Source organism: Xenorhabdus miraniensis (genome assembly GCF_002632615.1).
This window is the reverse complement of sequence record NZ_NITZ01000029.1, coordinates 10,057-31,615: the sequence shown is the minus strand read 5'-3', so window position 1 is coordinate 31,615 and position 21,559 is coordinate 10,057. Positions and strand designations below refer to the sequence as shown.

General features: G+C 42.1%; 23 protein-coding genes. 13 read left to right on the top strand and 10 right to left on the bottom strand.

Annotated elements, in window-relative coordinates:
• Positions 1–169 precede the first annotated feature (169 nt).
• On the bottom strand, positions 170–529 hold the full coding sequence (locus tag Xmir_RS36345; RefSeq protein WP_086113918.1) for a hypothetical protein: 360 nt from the start codon (positions 527–529) through the stop codon (positions 170–172).
• 254 nt (positions 530–783) lie between these two features.
• On the opposite strand from Xmir_RS36345, the gene Xmir_RS36340 reads away from it, so the two are divergent.
• A complete protein-coding gene (locus Xmir_RS36340; protein WP_086113917.1) occupies positions 784–966 on the top strand; it encodes a YlcI/YnfO family protein in 183 nt (60 codons plus the stop codon).
• Positions 967–1,151: 185 nt separating this feature from the next.
• Here Xmir_RS36340 and Xmir_RS36335 read toward each other — a convergent pair whose 3' ends face one another.
• Both Xmir_RS36335 and Xmir_RS36330 read right to left on the bottom strand, forming a co-directional pair.
• Complete coding sequence (locus Xmir_RS36335; RefSeq protein ID WP_086113916.1) at positions 1,152–1,436, bottom strand: helix-turn-helix transcriptional regulator; 285 nt, start codon at positions 1,434–1,436, stop codon at positions 1,152–1,154.
• 127 nt (positions 1,437–1,563) lie between these two features.
• Positions 1,564–2,781, bottom strand: a complete 1,218-nt coding sequence (locus Xmir_RS36330; protein ID WP_086113915.1) for a tyrosine-type recombinase/integrase — start codon at positions 2,779–2,781, stop codon at positions 1,564–1,566.
• 320 nt (positions 2,782–3,101) lie between these two features.
• Here Xmir_RS36330 and Xmir_RS36325 point away from each other — a divergent pair, with 320 nt between their 5' ends.
• Positions 3,102–3,524 (top strand): GNAT family acetyltransferase, encoded by a 423-nt coding sequence (locus tag Xmir_RS36325; RefSeq protein WP_047961588.1) that lies wholly within the window; start codon positions 3,102–3,104, stop codon positions 3,522–3,524.
• A gap of 28 nt (positions 3,525–3,552) precedes the next feature.
• On the opposite strand, the gene Xmir_RS36320 is transcribed toward Xmir_RS36325, so the two are convergent.
• Positions 3,553–3,813 (bottom strand): hypothetical protein, encoded by a 261-nt coding sequence (locus Xmir_RS36320; RefSeq protein ID WP_099115740.1) that lies wholly within the window; start codon positions 3,811–3,813, stop codon positions 3,553–3,555.
• Positions 3,814–4,023: 210 nt separating this feature from the next.
• Here Xmir_RS36320 and Xmir_RS36315 point away from each other — a divergent pair, with 210 nt between their 5' ends.
• The 6 genes from Xmir_RS36315 (at position 4,024) to cysM (ending at position 9,937) form a co-directional block, all read left to right on the top strand.
• Positions 4,024–4,644, top strand: a complete 621-nt coding sequence (locus Xmir_RS36315; protein ID WP_099115739.1) for an RpoE-regulated lipoprotein — start codon at positions 4,024–4,026, stop codon at positions 4,642–4,644.
• A gap of 459 nt (positions 4,645–5,103) precedes the next feature.
• Complete coding sequence (locus tag Xmir_RS36310; protein ID WP_099115738.1) at positions 5,104–6,141, top strand: sulfate ABC transporter substrate-binding protein; 1,038 nt, start codon at positions 5,104–5,106, stop codon at positions 6,139–6,141.
• Positions 6,138–6,971 carry a sulfate/thiosulfate ABC transporter permease CysT gene (gene cysT, locus Xmir_RS36305; RefSeq protein WP_099115737.1) on the top strand — a complete coding sequence of 278 codons (834 nt, stop codon included), beginning with the start codon at positions 6,138–6,140 and terminating at the stop codon, positions 6,969–6,971. Before Xmir_RS36310 ends, cysT begins: the two co-directional genes overlap by 4 nt.
• Positions 6,971–7,816: a sulfate/thiosulfate ABC transporter permease CysW gene (gene cysW, locus Xmir_RS36300; protein ID WP_099115736.1), complete on the top strand. Its 846-nt coding sequence runs from the start codon at positions 6,971–6,973 to the stop codon at positions 7,814–7,816. The genes cysT and cysW overlap by 1 nt, the downstream gene beginning before the upstream one ends.
• A 16-nt stretch (positions 7,817–7,832) precedes the next feature.
• Positions 7,833–8,921 (top strand): sulfate/thiosulfate ABC transporter ATP-binding protein CysA, encoded by a 1,089-nt coding sequence (cysA, locus tag Xmir_RS36295; protein ID WP_099115735.1) that lies wholly within the window; start codon positions 7,833–7,835, stop codon positions 8,919–8,921.
• 134 nt (positions 8,922–9,055) lie between these two features.
• Entirely contained in the window at positions 9,056–9,937 is an 882-nt protein-coding gene (gene cysM / locus Xmir_RS36290; RefSeq protein WP_099115734.1) for a cysteine synthase CysM, read from the top strand.
• Positions 9,938–10,190: 253 nt separating this feature from the next.
• Here the strand turns inward: cysM and crr are convergent, their stop codons facing one another.
• The 5 genes from crr to cysZ all read right to left on the bottom strand — a co-directional run bounded on the left by crr (position 10,191) and on the right by cysZ (position 15,321).
• Positions 10,191–10,700: a PTS glucose transporter subunit IIA gene (gene crr, locus Xmir_RS36285; protein ID WP_099115733.1), complete on the bottom strand. Its 510-nt coding sequence runs from the start codon at positions 10,698–10,700 to the stop codon at positions 10,191–10,193.
• A gap of 48 nt (positions 10,701–10,748) precedes the next feature.
• Entirely contained in the window at positions 10,749–12,476 is a 1,728-nt protein-coding gene (gene ptsI / locus Xmir_RS36280) for a phosphoenolpyruvate-protein phosphotransferase PtsI (RefSeq protein ID WP_099115732.1), read from the bottom strand.
• Between the two features lie 126 nt (positions 12,477–12,602).
• Positions 12,603–12,860 carry a phosphocarrier protein Hpr gene (gene ptsH / locus Xmir_RS36275; protein WP_099115731.1) on the bottom strand — a complete coding sequence of 86 codons (258 nt, stop codon included), beginning with the start codon at positions 12,858–12,860 and terminating at the stop codon, positions 12,603–12,605.
• Positions 12,861–13,302: 442 nt separating this feature from the next.
• Positions 13,303–14,256: a cysteine synthase A gene (gene cysK, locus Xmir_RS36270; RefSeq protein ID WP_099115730.1), complete on the bottom strand. Its 954-nt coding sequence runs from the start codon at positions 14,254–14,256 to the stop codon at positions 13,303–13,305.
• A gap of 294 nt (positions 14,257–14,550) precedes the next feature.
• The gene (gene cysZ, locus Xmir_RS36265) at positions 14,551–15,321 is read right to left on the bottom strand and encodes a sulfate transporter CysZ (protein ID WP_099115729.1); all 771 of its coding nucleotides are present in this window, start codon (positions 15,319–15,321) and stop codon (positions 14,551–14,553) included.
• A gap of 234 nt (positions 15,322–15,555) precedes the next feature.
• Here cysZ and zipA point away from each other — a divergent pair, with 234 nt between their 5' ends.
• The 5 genes from zipA to Xmir_RS36240 all read left to right on the top strand — a co-directional run bounded on the left by zipA (position 15,556) and on the right by Xmir_RS36240 (position 21,192).
• Entirely contained in the window at positions 15,556–16,497 is a 942-nt protein-coding gene (gene zipA, locus Xmir_RS36260) for a cell division protein ZipA (RefSeq protein WP_099115728.1), read from the top strand.
• 61 nt (positions 16,498–16,558) lie between these two features.
• Positions 16,559–18,577: an NAD-dependent DNA ligase LigA gene (gene ligA, locus Xmir_RS36255; protein WP_099115727.1), complete on the top strand. Its 2,019-nt coding sequence runs from the start codon at positions 16,559–16,561 to the stop codon at positions 18,575–18,577.
• Positions 18,578–18,746: 169 nt separating this feature from the next.
• Complete coding sequence (locus Xmir_RS36250) at positions 18,747–19,937, top strand: NupC/NupG family nucleoside CNT transporter (protein ID WP_099115726.1); 1,191 nt, start codon at positions 18,747–18,749, stop codon at positions 19,935–19,937.
• Positions 19,938–20,045: 108 nt separating this feature from the next.
• On the top strand, positions 20,046–20,267 hold the full coding sequence (locus Xmir_RS36245; RefSeq protein WP_099115725.1) for a DUF3820 family protein: 222 nt from the start codon (positions 20,046–20,048) through the stop codon (positions 20,265–20,267).
• Between the two features lie 172 nt (positions 20,268–20,439).
• Positions 20,440–21,192, top strand: coding sequence for an SDR family NAD(P)-dependent oxidoreductase (locus Xmir_RS36240; RefSeq protein ID WP_099115724.1), 753 nt, complete (start codon positions 20,440–20,442; stop codon positions 21,190–21,192).
• A gap of 2 nt (positions 21,193–21,194) precedes the next feature.
• On the opposite strand, the gene Xmir_RS36235 is transcribed toward Xmir_RS36240, so the two are convergent.
• A complete protein-coding gene (locus Xmir_RS36235) occupies positions 21,195–21,491 on the bottom strand; it encodes a hypothetical protein (RefSeq protein ID WP_145956934.1) in 297 nt (98 codons plus the stop codon).
• Positions 21,492–21,559: the final 68 nt, after the last annotated feature.

Sequence of the window (21,559 nt, the reverse complement as noted above, 5' to 3'; positions counted from 1 at the left end):
GGCAAGCACTATGTTTGCCCCGCGTTGGAACATCAACACCACAGGCAGGTAACAGGCTTTGCCAGTGATTTATGGCCGCGTTCTTCACGGTATGGATAAGGTCTATCGGGCGGATGTTTTCACTACTTTGGTGGCGGTTATCTCCATGTGATGAGGTTTTCTTCATGATTTATTCCTCATAAACAGCCGCTTGAAGCGCATGATAAACGCCCTGATTGATATCACAGGCCAACGCAATCAGGTTATTTAAATCGATAGAACATTCATCCTTGGCTTTTTCAAGAATGACGTAGAATAAAGAAGTCGCCAGCTTTGTATTGTGCATGGCTTGAGACAGTGAAATAGGCGTTCTGCGCTCGTATATTCTGACTATTTCAACATTGAGGGATTCATCATCTGGCATACAAGAACTACGAATACCTTTGGCGGCTTTTTCAGCACCACGCAATGTCTTGTATTTGTAGCGGACAGTGGCTTTTTTTACCTTGCCTGTACGCTGATTTGTGGTGGTGATAATGATCTTAAACATGGCTTACCTCCTGAATGGAGATAGGACACATGGAATGAATAGCTATCAGTCGTTGATTGCCTGATACAATTAGGAATGTAAATTTAAGGCGAGTTTGGTTAGACTGTGTACCAGCCATAATCGTTACCTCTATTAACGGTTTGGTCAGATGCCTCGTCAGTGTTCCACCACTACGGGGCATTGCTTTTTTATGGTGCTCATCTTTATAATGGTTCGCACCAATGTTTAATAAACTACCATAATGGTTCGAACCAATGCAAGATGAAAAAAGCAAAAAACCATATGAGCGAAATAACAGTACACGCCGGACAATTCGCTTTGAAGATGAGCTACTTAAGCAAATTGAAGAAGTTGCTGATAAAGGTAATTTCAGTTCATGGGTCAAAGATGCCTGCCGTGAAAAACTTCTGGCTTTAGGTGTTGCGCCTAAAATATGAACAAACCAGTAAGAGCTTCGATTTCTAACTAACCCTCTTAAAGAGGGTTGTCTATCAAATTGATAATTACTTAATCTCAAAGAATCTCTATCGCTAATATCTACCATCACACCAATTATTCCCAGTTTTAGAGTGAGTTAGATCGCTGCCAATTAAGACAGTTGATTTTTTCATGATGTCATGTATTAATTGGCAGATTTACGGCTATACGGGTTATTGATGTTTTCTACTGTTGGCGGATTACGTACCCAATGCAGCAGATCACTAAGCAACCAAGCGCAAGAATTGCGGCCTAGTGGCTTACGGGCAGGGAAACGGCCTTCATTTTCCAGTTTCCATGCTGACGTTCTGGAAATAGAGGTAATGTGTTGGCGTTCCTTTTCACGTATAAGACGATCATAAGGTTCGCCATATTCAGAAAGGATAGAGCGGCGTTCTTCAGGTGTAGGAATGCTGTATTGAATGGTCATGTTACCCTCACTGTTTAATTGTTTTTGTGAGGGTATTTTACTTAAAAGAAATCATTACGGAAGGAAGCGATATTTGTTACGTATATATCACAATTATCATGCTCATCATTAAACTCATTAATTCCCACTATTGAGCTGCCTTTAATATAACCACATTCTCATAATGACCCGTCAATACATCTAGCCGCTCACACCACTTGTTTAAAGCGTCTAGTTTCTCTGGTAGGTATTGGCTCTTGTTGTAGATAGCCATGACACCCGGTAAGATATGGCCTAAAAGCTGGTCAACAATATGTGGAGCTATTCCCATATCATTTAAATTTGTGGAAAAAGTTCGTCTTAAATCATGTAGCGACCATTTATCCGCATAACCTAATTTTTTCCATATCTTAGTTCCATACTCTGATACTGTTTCGGTGCTTTTTAACTCGCCTAATAGGTAATCACTTTTATGATTTTGATAAATAAGTCTTTCTAAGAACGACTTCATACATTCCGGTATAGGGCGAATAATTCTTTCACCTGTCTTGCTATTTTCTTTTGGGACAGTCCATAGCATGGAATTAAAATTCCATTCTGAACATTTCGATAATCTGATCTCTCGTGTCCGACAACCAAAAACAACCAAAACTTTCAATAAATTATTATAATAAGGTAGATAGACACCTGCGTTTATGGACTCCCATAATTGCCCAAGTTCATCATCTTCTAAATACCGCTGACCTTTTTTCTGTTTTTTCCCAACATCCTGAATAGTTAAATCATCCAATACATGGCTTATTGCATACCTTCTTACCCGGCAAAATTTCAGGGCTTGTTTGCACAATTGAAGAATACCACCAGAAGCCACTGGAGCTTCCTTTTTCATTCTGTCAAAGCATTGCAGCCAATATATTATTTCACAGTCAGACAATGCCATTTCACCAATATAGGGATAAATATGTTTTTCTAATTGACGAATGAGGCTATCAATATTGACTCGGTTTTCTCTGCCATAGTGTTCTATCCAATATTCGATAGCGTCTTTTACAGTGACTGGTTTTAATGATTCTTGCATCGTTAAGTTAAATTGGAGCTTTGGATCTTTACCGGATGCCAACCAGTTACGGCATTTATCCCGTGTTTCACGAGCTTGTTTGAGGGGCATATCAGGATAGCGCCCAAGGGTAAGGCGGTTTAATTTCTTGCCATCAAGTCGGTAGGTAAAGACCCAACTAATACCACCAACTTTAGATGCTTTTGCACTCAATCCAGCACCATCGGCAAAAAACTCAATATTGTTCCTTTCTTTTCCGTGTAGGGTTTTAAGTTTTTTGTCACTGAGCTTGTTTAGTTCGGCAGCCATGATCACCTAAGATATTTATACAAATGTTTATATGCAGTGTGCTGCAAGAGTGGGAAAACGTCAATAAGCACTGGAACAATGCACAGGTAGGGAAATAATTAATTGTCTGATTTTAATATAAAAATTATAATCATGGACAAACATCAAAACATTAAACTAATATATATTAGGTATATTCATTTCTGCTTTCATTTTGGTTAGTTTATGAATATTAGCAGTATACCTGTTAGTATCAATAAACGCATTTTCATATTGATTCCAAAATAAAAGCAGTGATAATTAACGTTGATTCAATTGCTTATTAGATAGGCTTACTAACTATGGAAATTCGGGTATTTCGGCAAGACGACTTTGAAGCCGTCATCACACTTTGGGAACGCTGCGATTTGATTAATTCTGGTGATGATCCAGAAATAGATATTGAGCGTAAATTAACCCATGATGCTGATTTGTTTTTGGTTGCTGAAGTTGCCGGGGAAGTAGTTGGTACAGTTATGGGTGGCTACGATGGGCATCGGGGGCATGCGTATTATTTGGGCGTTCATCCTGAATTCAGGGGCAGGGGAATTGCTAATGCGTTGATTGCTCGTTTAGAAAAGAAATTATTGGCAAGAGGTTGTCCGAGTATTTTGATCATGGTGCCAGAAGAAAATGATGCAACAATTTGTATGTGTGAAAAGATGGAATATGATTATTTGGGGCAGGAAAGTGCCATTTTTAGTAAACGATTGATTATTGATTAAAATATAAAATGGCTGAGTACTATATATGTTATTCAGCCATTATTTTTTTTACTATGACTTTTATAGAATGAGTCAGTTTTCTCATGTATTTGTTTTTTGTAACAAGGAGATCCTTTGACAAGTTCGGCGTTTTATTATCTGTATCAAATATAATTTTAGCCTGAATGTGTCCATCTTTATCTTTAAGGATATAATACTTTTCAGGAATCGAAGTTTCAGATTTTCCTTCTAATACATGCCAGTTAGAGTCCAACCGGTAATCAATATATTGTTCTCCAGGCAGATCCATTGTTTTCTCCTGCACTGTATTTTTGTGAACATTGACTTACAGTACTGTTTGTTTTTTAAATAGATCGGCAATGTCATGTTATTAATGTGTTGTTAACATCAATTTTACATTTCTATTGATGAATGGTTTTAATAAGGGAATGTTTTTTTGAAAATGTGGTCTGATAGAGGTCAAGCCATTGTCATAGAGACTTCAAGGTAAAAAATAGTGATGGATAAATTTTTTGTATTCAATTTCCTGCCTAAACAACGGAGCATTACACTCAGTAGTTTAGTTGGGTGCTCATTTTTGTTAACCGCTTGTGCCGGGACAGCGGGGTTTTCATGGTCTTCTTTATCACCTTTAAACTGGTTTGGCAGTTCTCTGAATGTCTCTGAACAAGGGGTTGGAGAAATTAATACACAGACAGACATGACTCAATCCGCAATTGAACAAGGCTTGGGAGATAAATATCGCCTGCGTAGTGGTATGGAAACGCAAGGGGGGCAATTAATTAGCGTGATTCAGGGAATGGAAGGCGATCAGGTAAAACTCGAATTTTATGGTCTCGTCAATGGAAAGGTTAATCGTATTGATGTATTGGATGAGGGAATTAAAACGGTCTGGGGAACGAAAATAGGAACCCCTTTCTCTGAGCTGTATGGCAAGGCATTTGGTGCATGCCAGCGATCCAATGATTTCACCATGCAACCTACAGTTATCTGCCGTGCTCCGCAAAGTTCGCATGTCAGTTATGTTTTTACCGGAATTTGGGATGGTCCTGAAGGATTATTGCCTTCTGATGATGTTCTGAAAGATTGGAAGATTTCGCGTATTATCTGGAAACGCTGATAAAATCTCAAAGAGAGTTTTTATTAAAGTTAAACTCTCTTTTTTCCACCTGTTTTCCACCTGTATATGAAGGGAAACAGCCAAAATCGTTATTACCTGTATTTTACTATTATCATCCTAAATGAGTAACCTTACATTCCCTGTACCTTATCTCGTTTCATCATTTCTCATAAGAACTTGGTATATAAAACAGTAGATAGTTAGCTATCCTGTTATAAATATTCTGGATACAGTATACCTTTCATCTTTCAAGTTGCTGCTTTGTTGGCTACGTTCACTCACCTTCGGTTACGTAGTTATAAACATGTGGTTATAAATATGTAGTTATAAACATGTAGCTATAAACATAGAGCCAGCTATCCTTCTGAGGATTTGCTTTTCTTGCCGTCGCTCTGCAACTTGAAATCTATTGGGTGTAGAAGAAATTGTTGTCTAATTGCGTGATGGGTAAGGTGTTAGATGAAGATAATGACAATAAAAATTAAATTATTAAGCAGGTTGGCTGCCATATCATTTTGGGTCAGTCTCAGTGCTTATAGCACCAACGCCTTGGCTGTCGAATTGCTGAATAGTTCCTACGACATTGGGCGAGAATTATTTTCAGGCTTGAATCCTGTATTTGAGAAACATTGGAATGAACAGCATCCTCAGGAAAAATTAACTATTAAACAATCACATGCAGGTTCTTCTAAACAGGCGCTGGCTATTTTGCATGGATTGCGAGCGGATGTAGTCACTTATAACCAAGTCACGGATATCCAGATACTACATGATCGTGGCAATTTGATTCCCGCCAACTGGCAGCAGCGCTTACCAAATAACAGTTCACCCTATTATTCCACAATGGCCTTCTTGGTACGCAAAAATAACCCTAAGCATATTCAGAATTGGGATGATTTAGTGCGCAATGATGTGAAATTAATTTTTCCAAACCCCAAAACCTCAGGTAATGGTCGTTATACCTATTTAGCGGCATGGGGCGCTTTTCAAAAGCAAAATCCACATGAGACAGAGAAAGTACGCCAACAAATGCAACGCTTTTTGCAAAATGTAGAAGTGTTTGATACTGGCGGGCGTGGAGCAACCACTTCGTTTATTGAGCGTAGGTTAGGGGATGTTCTGATTAGTTTTGAATCTGAGGTCAATAATATCCGCAAACAATATGGTGAAGATAATTATCAAGTGGTTGTGCCTCCAGTGAATATTTTGGCTGAGTTCCCCGTGGCCTGGGTAGACAAAAATGTCCAGAGAAACGGTACGGAAGCTGTAGCCAAAGCATATTTAAATTATCTGTATAGTCCGGCAGCACAAAAAATCATCGCCGATTTTAATTATCGTGTAGTTGATAAAGATGTTATGGAAGCTCGGCAACCCCGTTTTCCTGCAACCAAATTGTTTCGTCTGGAAGAACAATTCGGTAGCTGGCCCCAAGTGATGAAAACGCATTTCGGCACTGATGGAACGCTTGATCAATTATTGATGGAAGGGCGTAAATGATGTGGGGATTCAGTAAACGTGTCTTGCCCGGATTTGGGCTGAGTTTGGGCTGTAGTCTGTTTTATACCTGCCTTATCTTGTTATTGCCATTAAGTGCCTTGGTAGTACAGCTTTCCAGTATGACATGGGAGCAATACTGGCAGGTGATTGCCAACCCACAAGTTGTTGCCGCTTATAAGGTGACATTGTTGGCGGCTGCGGTTGCCAGTCTGTTCAATATGGTTTTTGGCATGTTGATGGCATGGATATTAACGCGCTACCAATTTCCGGGGCGCAGTTTACTTGATGGTTTGATGGATTTGCCGTTTGCTTTACCGACGGCAGTTGCTGGTTTAACGTTGGCAACGTTGTTTTCTGCAACCGGATGGTATGGTGCCTGGCTTGGTCATGTTGATATCAAAGTCACGAATACTTGGCTGGGTATTGCGGTAGCAATGGCATTTACCAGTTTGCCTTTTGTCGTTCGTACTGTGCAGCCAGTACTTGAAGAACTGGGGCCTGAATATGAGGAAGCCGCACAGACATTAGGAGCAAGTCGCTGGCAAACTTTTCAGCGGGTTATTTTGCCGGAGGTTTCACCGGCATTGATTGCAGGGACCGTGCTCTCTTTTACCCGCAGTCTGGGGGAGTTTGGTGCTGTAATTTTCATTGCAGGCAATATTGCCTGGCAAACCGAGGTTGTCTCTTTAATGATCTTTGTTCGCTTGCAAGAATTTGATTATCCGGCAGCCAGTGCAATTGCTTCAGTCATTCTTGCCACGTCATTACTACTCTTGTTTAGTGTCAATGTATTGCAAAGCCGCTTTGGGAAACGGATAGGAGGACATTGATGACTGAGTTTTCCGAATACACAGTGGCACAACATCCCCCGATAAATTGGGGAAAATGGTTGCTGATTGGCACAGGTATACTTTTTTCGGTTCTGTTGCTGGTGATTCCGATAGCGTGGATTTTTCTGACTGCCTTTTCCAAAGGGCTGGACATCGTTACCCAGAACCTTTTCGATTCCGATATGCTGCATGCTATTTGGTTAACAGTGATGATTGCACTTATCACTGTTCCCATCAATTTGGTTTTTGGTGTGATGGTGGCATGGTTAGTAACGCGTTTCCAATTCCCCGGCAGACAACTATTACTGACATTAATTGATATTCCGTTTGCGGTTTCGCCGGTTGTCGCAGGGCTGCTTTATCTCCTGTTTTATGGTGCCAATGGCTGGTTGGGAAGTTGGTTAGGTGACTATGGCATTCAATTAATGTTTTCATGGCCGGGAATGGTACTGGTAACCGTATTCGTAACATGCCCGTTTGTTGTCCGGGAATTGGTGCCAGTGATGTTGAGTCAGGGCAGTCAGGAAGATGAGGCAGCTATATTGTTGGGTGCTTCCGGTTGGACGATGTTCTGGCATGTGACATTACCAAATATTCGTTGGGCATTGTTGTATGGAGTTGTTTTGACTAACGCTCGGGCAATAGGGGAATTTGGCGCTGTGTCCGTCGTATCGGGATCGATTCGGGGAGAAACCTATACGTTGCCTTTGCAGGTTGAACTTCTTTATCAGGATTACAACACAGTTGGCGCATTTACGGCAGCAGCCTTATTGGCAGTCATGGCGATTATTACCCTGATTGTCAAAAGTGCGTTGCAATGGCGTTTGAGCCGTCAGCAAGGGTAGGCTATGGGGGCAGAATATGAGTATTGAAATCACTAAAATCAGTAAATCTTTTGGTCGTTCTCAGATACTGAATGAAATTTCACTGGATATTGAATCCGGTGAGATGATCGCCTTGCTCGGGCCGTCAGGTTCTGGCAAAACGACATTGTTGCGGATTATTGCAGGGCTTGAACAGCAAAATTCAGGTCAATTGAAATTTCATGGGCAGGATGTCAGCCGGGTACATGCGAAAGATCGGCGTGTCGGGTTTGTCTTCCAACATTACGCCTTATTTCGTCATATGACGGTGTTTGACAATGTGGCTTTTGGCCTGACTGTACTTCCTCGTCGCCAGCGCCCCGGTAGCGAGGTGTTGCGTAGTAAGGTCATGGCATTGCTCGATATGGTGCAGTTAGCCCATTTGGCTGACCGTTATCCATCACAGCTCTCTGGCGGGCAAAAACAACGGGTGGCACTGGCAAGGGCATTGGCCGTAGAACCACAAATCCTTTTGTTGGATGAGCCTTTTGGTGCATTGGATGCACAGGTACGAATGGAATTACGCCGTTGGTTGCGTCAGCTTCATGAAGAATTGAAATTTACCAGCGTGTTTGTCACCCATGATCAGGAAGAGGCAATGGAAGTGGCGGATAGAGTGGTACTGATGAATCACGGGCACATTGAGCAGGTTGGAACACCACAGCAAGTGTGGAGTGAACCGGGGAGCCGCTTTGTGCTCGAGTTCATGGGGGAAATCAATAAATTTCGTGGTGAAATTAAAGGCTCACAGCTCTGGGTTGGCGGGAGAGTTTTCCCATTGGATATCACTCCCTTGCATCAGGGGAAAGTTGATGTCTTTTTCCGGCCATGGGATATGACACTCAGTAAACAGCAAACAGCTTCTTGTCCCTTGCCAATTCAAATCGTGGAGGCTAGCCCGCGCGGGCATTTTTCTCTCTTATCTGTCCAACCAATAGGATGGGGAGATGAACTACTCTCAGTTGTCTGGGAGGATAATTCATCTATTCCGGTCAGAGGCGATTATTATTTTATTGGAGGAACAGGTGCTCGCTTATATACGGAAGATTTACCGTTAAAAGTCTTAAGGCTAGCTGAATCGGCCTGATTTGATACATTTTTATTATTAATCCTTGCTTCCCTTTTATAACGGGGAAACCGGGATTTTTTGCTTAATATCTTGCTACCGTATTCTGAATATGATTAGTTGGTTACCCATCCTCATATGAACTAGGTAATACTGTGGCAAGCTTGGAAGACTTTATAGGTAATACACCGCTGGTAAAATTGCAGCAGATCACAGAAGGTGTTGATGCGGAAATTTGGGTAAAGCTGGAAGGTAATAATCCGGCAGGTTCTGTAAAAGACCGGGCTGCACTTTCAATGATCCAGCAGGCAGAATTGCGTGGAGAAATTACCCCCGGTGATGTTCTGATTGAAGCAACGAGCGGGAATACTGGCATTGCACTGGCTATGATCGCGGCAGTAAAGGGGTATCGTTTAAAACTTCTGATGCCTGAAAATATGAGCCTTGAACGGCAGGCATCAATGCGGGCTTATGGTGCGGAATTAATTTTGGTTAGTAAAGAGCTGGGAATGGAAGGTGCGCGAGATTTGGCACAAGAAATGGAGAAAAAGGGAGAAGGAAAGGTTCTCGATCAGTTTAATAACACGGATAACTCACTGGCACATTTTAAAACCACTGGCCCGGAAATTTGGCAACAGACACAAGGCCGGGTGACACATTTTGTTTCCAGTATGGGAACAACCGGCACGATTACAGGTGTGAGTCGCTACCTGAAATCTCAATCAGACAAAGTGCAAATTACAGGATTACAACCCGCAGAAAATAGCCATATCCCCGGTATTCGTCGTTGGTCTCCGGCTTATATGCCAGGTATTTACCAGAAAGAGTTGGTGGATCAAATTTTGGATATCACGCAGTTGGAAGCTGAAACGACAATGCGTTTATTGGCACAGAAAGAAGGTATTTTCTGTGGTGTTAGCTCTGGTGGCGCAGTTTCTGGGGCACTTCGTATTGCGGCTGAAAACCCTGACGCCGTTATTGTGGCAATTATTTGTGATCGCGGTGATAGATATTTATCTACAGGGGTATTCAATTAAGCGTTTTTCGTTGGAGGGAATTTCTACGTTTGGTAAGTGGGAATGGGTTTCTCCCAATGTGAATAACTGACGGATGTTTATTCGGATAACTGAGTCCTGCTTCAAGGGATTTTTTCCCTTTGTCATCATGCTGTATGTTGGAATCCATTGAGATTAGCATAAAAAAATCGCCTCTGTATTATCAGGTTAAATGAGTAAAATACCTGACAAAACAGTGGCGATTCACGAACCATCCAAAAACTAAGATGCTCGGTTATTTTTTGATGCGCATGATGACGGATTCACCAACGATAACTGATCCACTGACCTTAGATAACTCTTTAATTTCGTCCATGTTGGAAATAACAACAGGAGTTAAGGTTGATTTAGCTCTTTCTTCCAGAAATGCCAAATCAAACTCTAGAACCAAATCACCTTTCTGTACTCGTTGACCTTCTTCAGCAATGCGCTTAAAACCTTCGCCTTTTAGTTCAACGGTATCAATACCAAAATGTACGAATAGCTCAATGCCACTATCGGACTCGATAGAAAAAGCATGATTAGTTTCGAAGATCTTACCAATGGTGCCATCAACAGGAGCAACAATTTTATTGCCGGTCGGTTTAATGGCGATGCCATCACCCACAATTTTCTCGGCAAAAACAACATCTGGAACATCTTCGATATTGACTATCTCACCTGACAATGGGGCGATAATTTCAATACTGCCGCTGTTTTTTTTATCGTCTGAAACCAGAGATTTCAATTTATCAAGCAGACCCATGAATCTTCTCCTAATTGTTTTAATGGGACCATGTTCTGGCTAATGTGTTTAGCAGAGTGTTTTTTCTCTGGTAAAAGTGTCAACCAAATCCATCAATTCCTGTGCTGTTGGCTGAACTAAAGCTTGTTCTGCCAGGGCCTTAGCATCATCGTAATTGGTATTACGGATGATCTTTTTAATGCGTGGAATTGATATCGCACTCATGCTGAATTCATCCAAACCCATGCCCAAAAGCAACAGTGTGGCGCGCTCGTCACCGGCAAGTTCTCCGCACATCCCAGTCCATTTACCTTCTGCGTGTGAGGCATCGATAACCTGCTTGATTAGGTTCAACACTGCTGGCGACATTGGGTTGTAAAGATGAGAAATCAGCTCATTACCACGGTCTACCGCAAGAGTATACTGAGTTAGATCGTTCGTCCCAATACTAAAAAAGTCAACTTCTTTTGCAAGATGATGAGCAATGGTTGCAGCAGCAGGTGTTTCCACCATGATGCCCACTTCAATCGATTCATCATATGCCTTGTTTTCATCGCGTAATTGCTCTTTGAGCAATGTCAGCTCAGCTTTCAAGTCCCGAATCTCTTCGACTGAAATGATCATCGGGAACATAATGCGAAGTTTACCAAATGCAGAAGCCCTCAGAATAGCACGTAATTGAGAATGTAAGATCTCTTTACGATCAAGGCAAATACGGATTGCCCGCCAGCCAAGGAATGGATTTTCTTCTTTTGGCAGATTCATGTAAGGCAGATCTTTATCGCCACCGATGTCCATCGTGCGAATAATGATGGCTTGATTGCCAACTGCTTCCGCCACCGCTTTATAGGCTTCAAATTGTTCGTTTTCAGTTGGCAGGGCATCGCGATCCATAAACAGGAATTCGGTACGATATAAACCGACACCTTCCGCACCATTGCGCTCAGCTCCCATGACATCACGAACTGTACCAATGTTGGCGCACACCTCAACTTGATGCCCATCCAATGTGATGGCAGGTAAATCTTTCAGTTTTGCCAGCTCGGCTTTTTCTGTCAGGTATTCGCTTTTTGCGGTTTTCAGTTGTTCGGTTTCAGCATCAGATGGGTTCACATAAATTTGGTTGTTAACCGCATCAAGAATTAGATAACTGCCATTTTTGATTTGTTTGGTTGCGTTGGTTGTCCCAACAATGGCTGGTAATTCTAAAGAGCGGGCCATGATGGAGGTGTGGGAAGTGCGGCCGCCCAGATCAGTAATGAAACCGAGTACTTTATCCAGATTGAGTTGCGCGGTTTCTGATGGTGTTAAGTCACTGGCAACCAGAATCACTTCTTCATCAATCGAACCTAAGTCGATAATTGGCATATCCAGAATATTTTTCAGCAAACGCTTACCGATATCACGAACATCGGCCGCACGTTCTTTCAAATATTCATCATCCAGTTCTTCCAGCGCCTTAGCCTGATCTTCAATGACGGAATAAACAGCAGCATCTGCGGTTGCCAGGTTTTTCTTGATAAGAGTAACAATTTCCTGCTCTAACTCTTCATCTTCCAGCAACATAATATGGCCTTCGAAAATCTCGGCCTTTTCTGCACCCAAGTTTTTTTCGGCTGTTTCTCTGATTATTTCTAGCTGTGCGGAAGATTTGTCGCGGCCTTGTTTAAAGAGGGAAATTTCTTGTTCGACTTGTTCAGGGATAATTTTTTTATGGTTGATAATGATCGGATCTTCTTTCAGCAATAATGCCTTACCGAAAGCAATGCCTGGTGATACTAAGATGCCTGAAATCATACTATATGACCTTACTGCAGATGATTACCTTTCATTGAGCCTTCAGGGGGGAGGCTCTAAATATCCCCGGATTTTATCAACCCGGGGATAAACTGAATGAAATAAATTGGTTCGATAAGTGGACGATTATTCCAATTCACCCATCAGCTTAACTAAATGTGCAACAGCTTGTTGCGCATCATCGCCTTCAGCAGCAATCGTTACAATTGTACCTTGAGTCAATCCCAGTGTTTGTAGTTTAAACAAGCTTTTTGCGCTGGCAGACTTGCCTCCAGAAGTTAGGGTGATGTCAGAAGAAAAGCCTTTTGCTTCTTTGACGAACTGTGCAGCAGGGCGAGTGTGGAGGCCGTTTGGTGCAGTAATAGTAACTTCTTGCTGGAACATAGTATTTCCTCAATAACTTAAATATTCGTTGATAAGCTAAGAGAATTCTAAAGCTAGTGTAGCTGAATTCCCTTAGACTTGTACAACCGTTAAATTGATAATGAAATAAGGTGTATACCTTTCATCTCTCAAATTGTGGTTCGATTGAATACAACTTGAAATTTATCGAATGTATATTAATCATTATCAAAAAATTAACACACTTGATGCCTTCAATTGTTGAATTGGTGTTAATACACACTATTCGAGTCATAGCGGGATTGAATAATCTTTTAGCTGTCGGCTTGGCGATTAATTTCGTGCATCAAAATAATTACTGGTTAAATACTAAAGCTACTTGAATAAATCATCTAGGAAAGCTTTAAAGTTTGATCTGATGCACAAAAAAGCACCCTTAAGGTGCCTTTTTGTCAATGTAATGGAAAATATTACTGTGTGATTTTCAATCACTAGATAAATCAGCAAACAATACCGTACTCAGATAACGTTCAGCCGAAGAAGGTAAAATCACCACAATATTTTTGTCTTTGTATTCATCTTCTTGTGATAACTTGATTGCTGCTGCAACAGCGGCGCCAGAAGAAATGCCGGCAAGAATGCCTTCTTTTTCAGTAACTTCGCGAGCTACCTGAATAGCTTCTTCATTGCTGATTTTAAAAACACGGTCAACTAATGTTAAATCTAAGTTATCAGGGATGAAACCAGCGCCGATCCCCTGAATTTTATGTGGGCCTGGTTTAAGTTCTTCACCGGCCAATTTCTGACTGATAACAGGTGAATCTTCTGGTTCTACTGCGACGATGGTCACGGGTTTGCCACGAGTGTTTTTCAGGTAACGAGCAACTCCGGTGATAGTACCGCCAGTTCCTACACCCGCAACAAAAACATCTATATTACCGTCGGTATCATCCCAAATTTCAGGGCCAGTGGTTTTTTCGTGGATTTCTGGATTGGCTGGATTACTGAATTGTTGCAGGAGTATGTAACGGTTGGGATCGCTGTCATGGATTTCGTTGGCTTTTTCAATGGCACCTTTCATGCCTTTTGCACCTTCGGTCAACACCAGTTTGGCTCCCAATGCTTTCAGGAGCTTACGGCGCTCAAGGCTCATCGTTTCGGGCATGGTCAATGTCAGCTTATAACCACGAGCTGCTGCAACATAGGCAAGTGCAATCCCAGTGTTGCCACTGGTGGGTTCAATAAGTTCTTTATCTTTGGTCAAAGTACCGCGTTTCTCAGCATCCCAAATCATATTGGCACCAATGCGACATTTTACACTGAAACTGGGATTACGAGATTCTACCTTCGCCAAAATGCGGCCATTAGTGAAATTTTTTAGACGTACCAGCGGAGTGTGACCAATAGTTAACGAATTATCTTCATAAATTTTGCTCATTATTCGATTGCCCCTAAAATACCGTTAGATACAGATTAACCATACGCTAACATCTTATTTATGGAAATAAAGTTTCAATCTATTCTTATTATATAAAAGAATATTAGATAGCTATTTTATGTTATTTAGGTTATTTATAATTTATATCACTAATTGTAGTATTTTTGTTGCATTTTGTGGCTAAAAATAGTGACTTCTGCGGAAGTGGAAGAAGATGAAAATTATGATAAACAACCCTGACATAGTAAGAATTATCAGGGTGTTTTGTGGTTAATAGACTGAATTAATTAAGTTTTATGGCCTATGATTCAGGGCGTGCTGAGCGCGGTAACGATCAACCCACATAGCAGTAGCACCACAGACGGCGACTGGCATAATAAATAAATTCACGATAGGGATCATGGTCAGTACGCTTACCGCCGCACCAAATTGGAGATTATCAATTTTGTCTTGCCGCAGCGCATTGCGCATGGTGGAAAAACTAACTTTATGGTTATCAAATGGATAATCACAGTATTGGATCGTCAGCATCCACGCACTAAAAATAAACCAAAGGATGGGCGCAACGGTTTGACCGACCCCTGGAATAAAGTAAAGCAACAATAGAACAACCGCACGGGGAATATAGTAAAGAATTTTTACTACTTCACGTTTTAAAATACGGGGGGTATCTTTGAGTAAATCGATAACACCCGTATCAGGTGCAGGTATGCCTGTCAGGTTTGCTTCCAATTTTTCTGCCAGCAATCCATTGAATGGTGAGGCGATAAAATTAGCCAGTGTGCTGAAGAGATAAGTAAAAACCAATAAGATGGAAATAACAGCAAGCGGCCAAATCAAATAACTTAACCATTGCATCCAGTCTGGTATTTTATCAAGAGCCCATTGTACCCAGCCGTCTAGTTTCTGATACAGCCACCAAAATGAGCCACCTAACAATAAGATATTGGCCAGTAAGGGTAATAAAACGAATCTCTTAATGCCAGGACGGGTTATCAGTTGCCAACCTTGTGCAATATAATGAAATCCACTCAGACGTTTTGGCAATTTTGTCGAATTCGTCATATTTTCTTATTCTCTCCCAGATGATTGAGACGGTATGATATAGGCAGGATTTTCTACTGACCAGTAGTTTTGTGTGTAAAAAACATCCGAAAAAACAGCGGATATATCTCTTTATGGTAAGAAAAGTATGTAGAGACTTGCACTTGTCTTATTTGACAAATACTCTTATCTAAAGAATATTCCGCCGTAGTGGCACTTACTTTAATCAACAGACTTTAAACAACAGAGATAGCAATGATGCAGGATTTGCGTCTGATATTAATCGTTGTTGGTGCGATAGCCATAATAGCTTTGCTATTACATGGGTTGTGGACCAGCCGTAAAGAGCGTTCATCACTCTTTCGTGATCGCCCAGTTAAACGTCATAAACAGGAGCGCCAGGAAGAGCTGGAAGATAATGATGGCAATGAACTGTTTGATAATTCGCCGAAATCACATGCTCAGGAGTCGGTAAAACCGCACACTGAACATCGTGCTGAGCCTGTTATTGAACGTCGTGAGCCTGAGTCATCAGCAGCAATGTCTGATGATGGTTCCGATCCTTTACTTGCAAGGCATCATCCTGATGTACCAGCAGCAAAAGAAAAGGTTGCCGATAGACAACAGGAAGAGCCGCAACTTGGGTTGTTTGACCCGGTTGAACAAAAAGTTGCAGGAGCAGCGGAACCGATAGCCGGGATCGTTGAAGGGCAATCCATTGAAGGGCAGCCAAAGCTACCTGAAAGTGAAGGGGCGGTTGAATCCGGGCAAACCAAGAAAGAGACTGTGCTGGTATTGCATGTTGCTGCGCATCATGGGCAGGAACTGAACGGTGAAGTGCTATTTCAAAGCATTTTGCAGGCAGGCTTCCGGTTTGGTGACATGAATATCTTCCATCGTCATTTGAACCCATCGGGCAGTGGTGCTGTATTGTTCAGTTTGGCTAATATGGTAAAGCCCGGTTCGTTTGATCCCGATCGAATGACAGATTTTACTACTCCCGGAATTTCCATGTTTATGCTTGTGCCTTCATATGGTGATTCCAATCAGAATTTTAAACTGATGTTACAGGCAGCACAGCGTATAGCAGCAGATGTGGGAGGCGTGGTTCTGGATAGTGAACGTAAAATGCTGACACCACAGATGATTGAGCTCTATAAAACGCGTATCCGTAACACGCTTAATGCCGGTGAATAATTCCTTCTTTTTAGTATCAAGCCCCCGCTAGTCGGGGGTTTTTCATCTCTGGTGAGAAGTCATGGAAAATATTATTGGAAAAATCAACAAACTAAGAACAACATTGCGTCATCATGAATATTTGTATCATGTCATGGATGCGCCAGAGATCCCAGATGCAGAATATGATCGTTTAATGCGGGAATTAAAAGCGCTGGAAGAACAGCATCCTGCGCTGATTACAGCAGATTCCCCCACCCAACGTGTTGGTGCAGCCCCATTAACGGTATTTGAGCAGGTGCGTCATGAAATACCTATGTTGTCTTTGGATAACGTATTTGATGAAGAGAGTTATCTGGCGTTTGACAAACGTGTTCGCGATCGCCTGAAAGATAGTCGGGATTTGGTATTTTGCTGTGAACTGAAACTCGATGGTTTGGCCGTTAGTTTGCTGTATGAAAATGGGGAACTGGTTCAGGCTGCAACTCGTGGAGACGGCACAACAGGAGAGAACATCACTGCGAATGTTCGTACCATTCATGCCATTCCTTTGCGCTTGAAAGGGGAAAATATCCCTGCCTGTGTTGAAATCCGTGGTGAAGTATTCATCAAGCAGGCAGGGTTCGAAAAACTCAACGAAGAAGCACGTCGCACAGGTAATAAAGTATTCGCCAATCCCCGCAATGCAGCAGCCGGATCTTTACGCCAGCTTGATCCGAGAATTACCGCCAAACGTCCGCTCACTTTCTATTGTTATGGTATCGGGGTACTGGAAGGTGGGGAATTGCCAGCAAGTCATTATGAACGTTTGATGCAGTTCAAAAATTGGGGATTGCCCGTCAGTGACAAAATAAAATTGTGTCAGGGCACTCAGCAAGTGATGGATTTTTACCATAGCATTGAAAAACAGCGCCCGACGCTAGGTTTTGATATTGATGGTGTTGTCGTTAAAGTTGATTCCCTTGAGTTACAGGAAACATTGGGATTTGTGGCCAGAGCGCCACGCTGGGCGACAGCCTTTAAATTTCCGGCTCAAGAACAGATGACTATTGTACGTGGCGTTGAGTTTCAAGTAGGGCGTACAGGTGCGATTACACCAGTTGCCCGTTTGGAGCCTGTATTAGTGGCTGGTGTGACAGTCAGTAATGCGACATTGCACAATGCGGATGAAATTGAACGTTTGGGTCTGCGTATTGGTGATACTGTGGTGATTCGCCGGGCTGGAGATGTTATCCCACAAGTTGTCGGTGTTGTGCATGAGAGCAGGCCAACAGAAAGTCAGGAAGTCATCTTCCCGGAACATTGTCCGGTTTGTGGTTCGGATATCGAACGAATTGAAGGTGAGGCAGTGGCTCGTTGTACCGGAGGCTTGTTCTGCGGAGCTCAACGCAAAGAAGCGTTGAAACATTTTGTTTCCCGTCGGGCTATGGATGTAGATGGCATGGGTGAAAAAATCATTGAGCAGCTCGTAGATAAAGAGTATGTCAAAACACCGGCTGATCTTTTCCGTTTGACTGCCGGAACGCTCGCTGGCCTTGAACGCATGGGGCCTAAATCTGCGCAAAATGTGATTAATGCCTTGGAAAAATCCAAAAAAACCACCTTTGCCCGCTTTATTTATTCTTTGGGCATTCGTGAAGTTGGTGAAGCAACGGCTGCTAATCTCGTTTCGCACTTTGGCACATTGGAAAAACTGCGTGCAGCAGATACCGAGGCACTTATTGCGGTTCAGGATGTCGGAAGTGTTGTTGCCAGCCATGTCGTGAATTTCTTCAGCGAAGAGCACAATCAGATAGTCATTGATGATTTGGTCAATAATATCGGTATCCATTGGGAATCGGCTGAAAGCTCGCGCGTAGATGAAGTTGACAGCCCATTTGCCGGTAAGATTGTTGTATTGACTGGCTCATTAAGCCGTCTATCCAGAGATGCAGCCAAAGATAAGTTGGTCGCTTTAGGTGCGAAAGTAACCGGTAGTGTTTCTAAGAAAACCGATCTGGTTATTGCCGGTGAAGCGGCGGGTTCTAAATTAGTTAAAGCTAATGAGTTGGGAATTCCTGTTATTGATGAAGAGGACATGCTTCGTTTATTGGGTGAATAATATACTTTTCACTCAAAAGTATGACTGAGAAAGTGTGATCGAGTTGGCTAAATAGGAATTTGTAGCCGTTTAGATGGTAAATTAATGTGATAATCAGCATAATTTACTATTATGCGTTGCATAAAATACAGTGATAAATTTGCGCAGCATCATGTTCGGAGTTCTTTTTATGTCTCATATTTTTCATTTTTGTCTCGCATTGGTTGTGATTGGCGGCTTGGCGATTTTGGCGAGTAACAATCGGAAGGATATTCGGATTCGTTATATTATTCAGATGCTTATCATTGAACTTTTCCTTGCTTGGTTCTTCTTGAACTCTAATGCGGGTTTGGGAATTGTTAAGGGATTTGATAACTTATTCGTCCATTTATTGTCTTATGCAGCAAAAGGTACCAGCTTTGTTTTCGGGGGCATGATAGAAGCAAATCTGGCGTTCTTCTTCCTGAATGTATTGTGCCCTATCATTTTCATCTCTGCCCTGATTGGTATTTTGCAACACATCAAAGTACTGCCGATTATCATTCGTGCGATAGGTACAGTACTGTCTAAAGTCAACGGCATGGGCAAACTGGAATCCTTTAATGCGGTTAGCTCATTGGTTCTGGGACAATCAGAGAACTTCATTGCTTACAAAGATGTGCTGGGCAAAATGTCTGAGCGCAGGATGTATACAATGGCAGCGACGGCTATGTCGACGGTATCAATGTCTATCGTTGGCGCTTATATGACGATGTTGGATGCAAAATACGTTGTAGCAGCCCTGATCCTCAATATGTTTAGTACTTTCATCATATTGTCGCTCATTAACCCTTACTCTATTGAGAGTGAAGAAGAAATCCATATGAGCAACCTCCACGAGGGGCAAAGTTTCTTTGAAATGTTGGGCGAATATATTCTGGCAGGTTTCAAAGTTGCTTTGATTGTCTCTGCGATGCTGATCGGTTTTATCGCCCTGATTGCGGGTATCAATGCAATTTTCCACTTAGCATTTGGTATTACTTTCCAGGAGTGTTTGGGGTATGTGTTCTATCCACTGGCATGGATCATTGGCATCCCAAGCGATGAAGCGTTGAAAGTGGGCAGTATCATGGCTACTAAGCTGGTTTCTAACGAATTTGTTGCGATGCAGAGTTTGCAAGAAATCGCAGCCCAATTGAGTGAGCGCTCAAAAGGTATTCTGTCCGTATTTTTGGTTTCCTTTGCTAACTTCTCATCCATTGGGATTGTTGCTGGTGCCATTAAGGGACTGAATGAAAAACAAGGTAATACCGTTGCACGTTTTGGCCTGAAATTACTGTTCGGTTCAACGTTGGTGAGTTTTCTATCCGCGGCAATTACTGGGCTGATTTTAAGTATCTAATCAATTCCATAGCTGGATTTGATAAAACTCATTGAAAGTGGCGTCTTGGCAGATGCCACTTTTTTTATGTAGAGTTCTTTTTGACAGCAAGAAAACGAGGCCGACATCATGAACAAAGAAGATCTGTTGGAGATAGCGAATACGGCTATGCCATTTGGCAAATACAAGGGGAGAATGCTGATTGATTTGCCAGAGGAGTATTTACTTTGGTTTGCCCGAAAAGGGGAATTTCCGCAGGGAAAACTGGGCGCATTAATGGAAATGACCCTTGCGATAAAGATTGAAGGTTTGGATTCGCTGGTAAAGCCGTTGAAAAATCCTAATCGTTAAAGCATCCCCTCATTTTTTAGCAAAAACTTCTGCACTCGTTATTGTTAAGGAGTGATATGAGTCTCTTCATTACTTATTGCATCGCTTTAATATCTCACGTGATTAGCTGAAATTAATTATCTGGTTTTGCCATATTTAATGGATCAAACGTTATTGACGCGGGGGAATCATAATGAACTATTTTGACGGAAAAATTGCAATTGTAACGGGGGCGACAACGGGCGTAGGAGAAGGCATTGCTGAGGAATTATTCCATCGGGGAGCGGTGGTTATTATTACCGGACGTCAATTTTTCCGCGCCAGACAGACAGCCCGGAGGATAGATCCGACAGGGCGATATGTTATCCCAATGGAAACAGATGTCAGGGATCATCTTTCAATCAAGGCGTTGATTGACAATACCGTAGAACGGTTCGGTGGATTGCATATGCTGGTTAATAATGCTGGCATTACAGGGCCGCATGGCATCAATATTTGTGATTATTCCATTGATGACTGGAATGATGTGATTAACACCAATCTTAGCGGAACCTTTTTCGGACTGAAATATGGTATTCCTGCCATCATCCGAAGTGGGGGAGGGGCTATTGTTAACCTTTCTTCATCCAATGGCATTGTAGGTATTCCCGGCATAGCGCCTTACACAGCCACTAAACATGGTGTACTTGGCTTAACACGTTCAGCTGCTTTAGAGTTTGCAGATAAAGGTGTCCGAATCAATGCGGTTGGGCCGGGTTATGTTAATACGCCGCATATGCAAACGTTACCCGCAGAAGTCAGGGAATGGATGGCAAATACCCATCCGATGAAGCGTATGGCAACGAGAGAAGAAGTGGCGAAAATGGTAGCATTCTTGCTGTCAGACGAAAGTTCATTTACGACTGGGGCTTTTTACGCAATTGATGGCGGTTATACAGCCCAGTAAATTCAAAGGGAGAAGCTATTTTCACTCACCCCAGGAGCATAGATAACTCTATGTTCATAACTACGTTGGCTGGGGTGAATAAGTGCAGCCAACAAAGCGGTAACTTGAAAGACGACAGGTATATTGATTGTAATTTGTTCTTTTAAAGATATGAGCGAGCATACATAAAAAAAATCCCTGAAAACTTGCATTTTCAGGGATTCGGAGGGTGTCAGCCCTAATACTGTCCGAAAATGTTTCACTTCTTCTGCTGTAGATGATCCCATTAGAGCCTGTCCACCATTTTGTGTAAGTGCCATTTCTTAGTAATGACCGTCAAGGCGATCACCAAACTCAATAATAAAACGACTCATTGCCATTCGCCAGT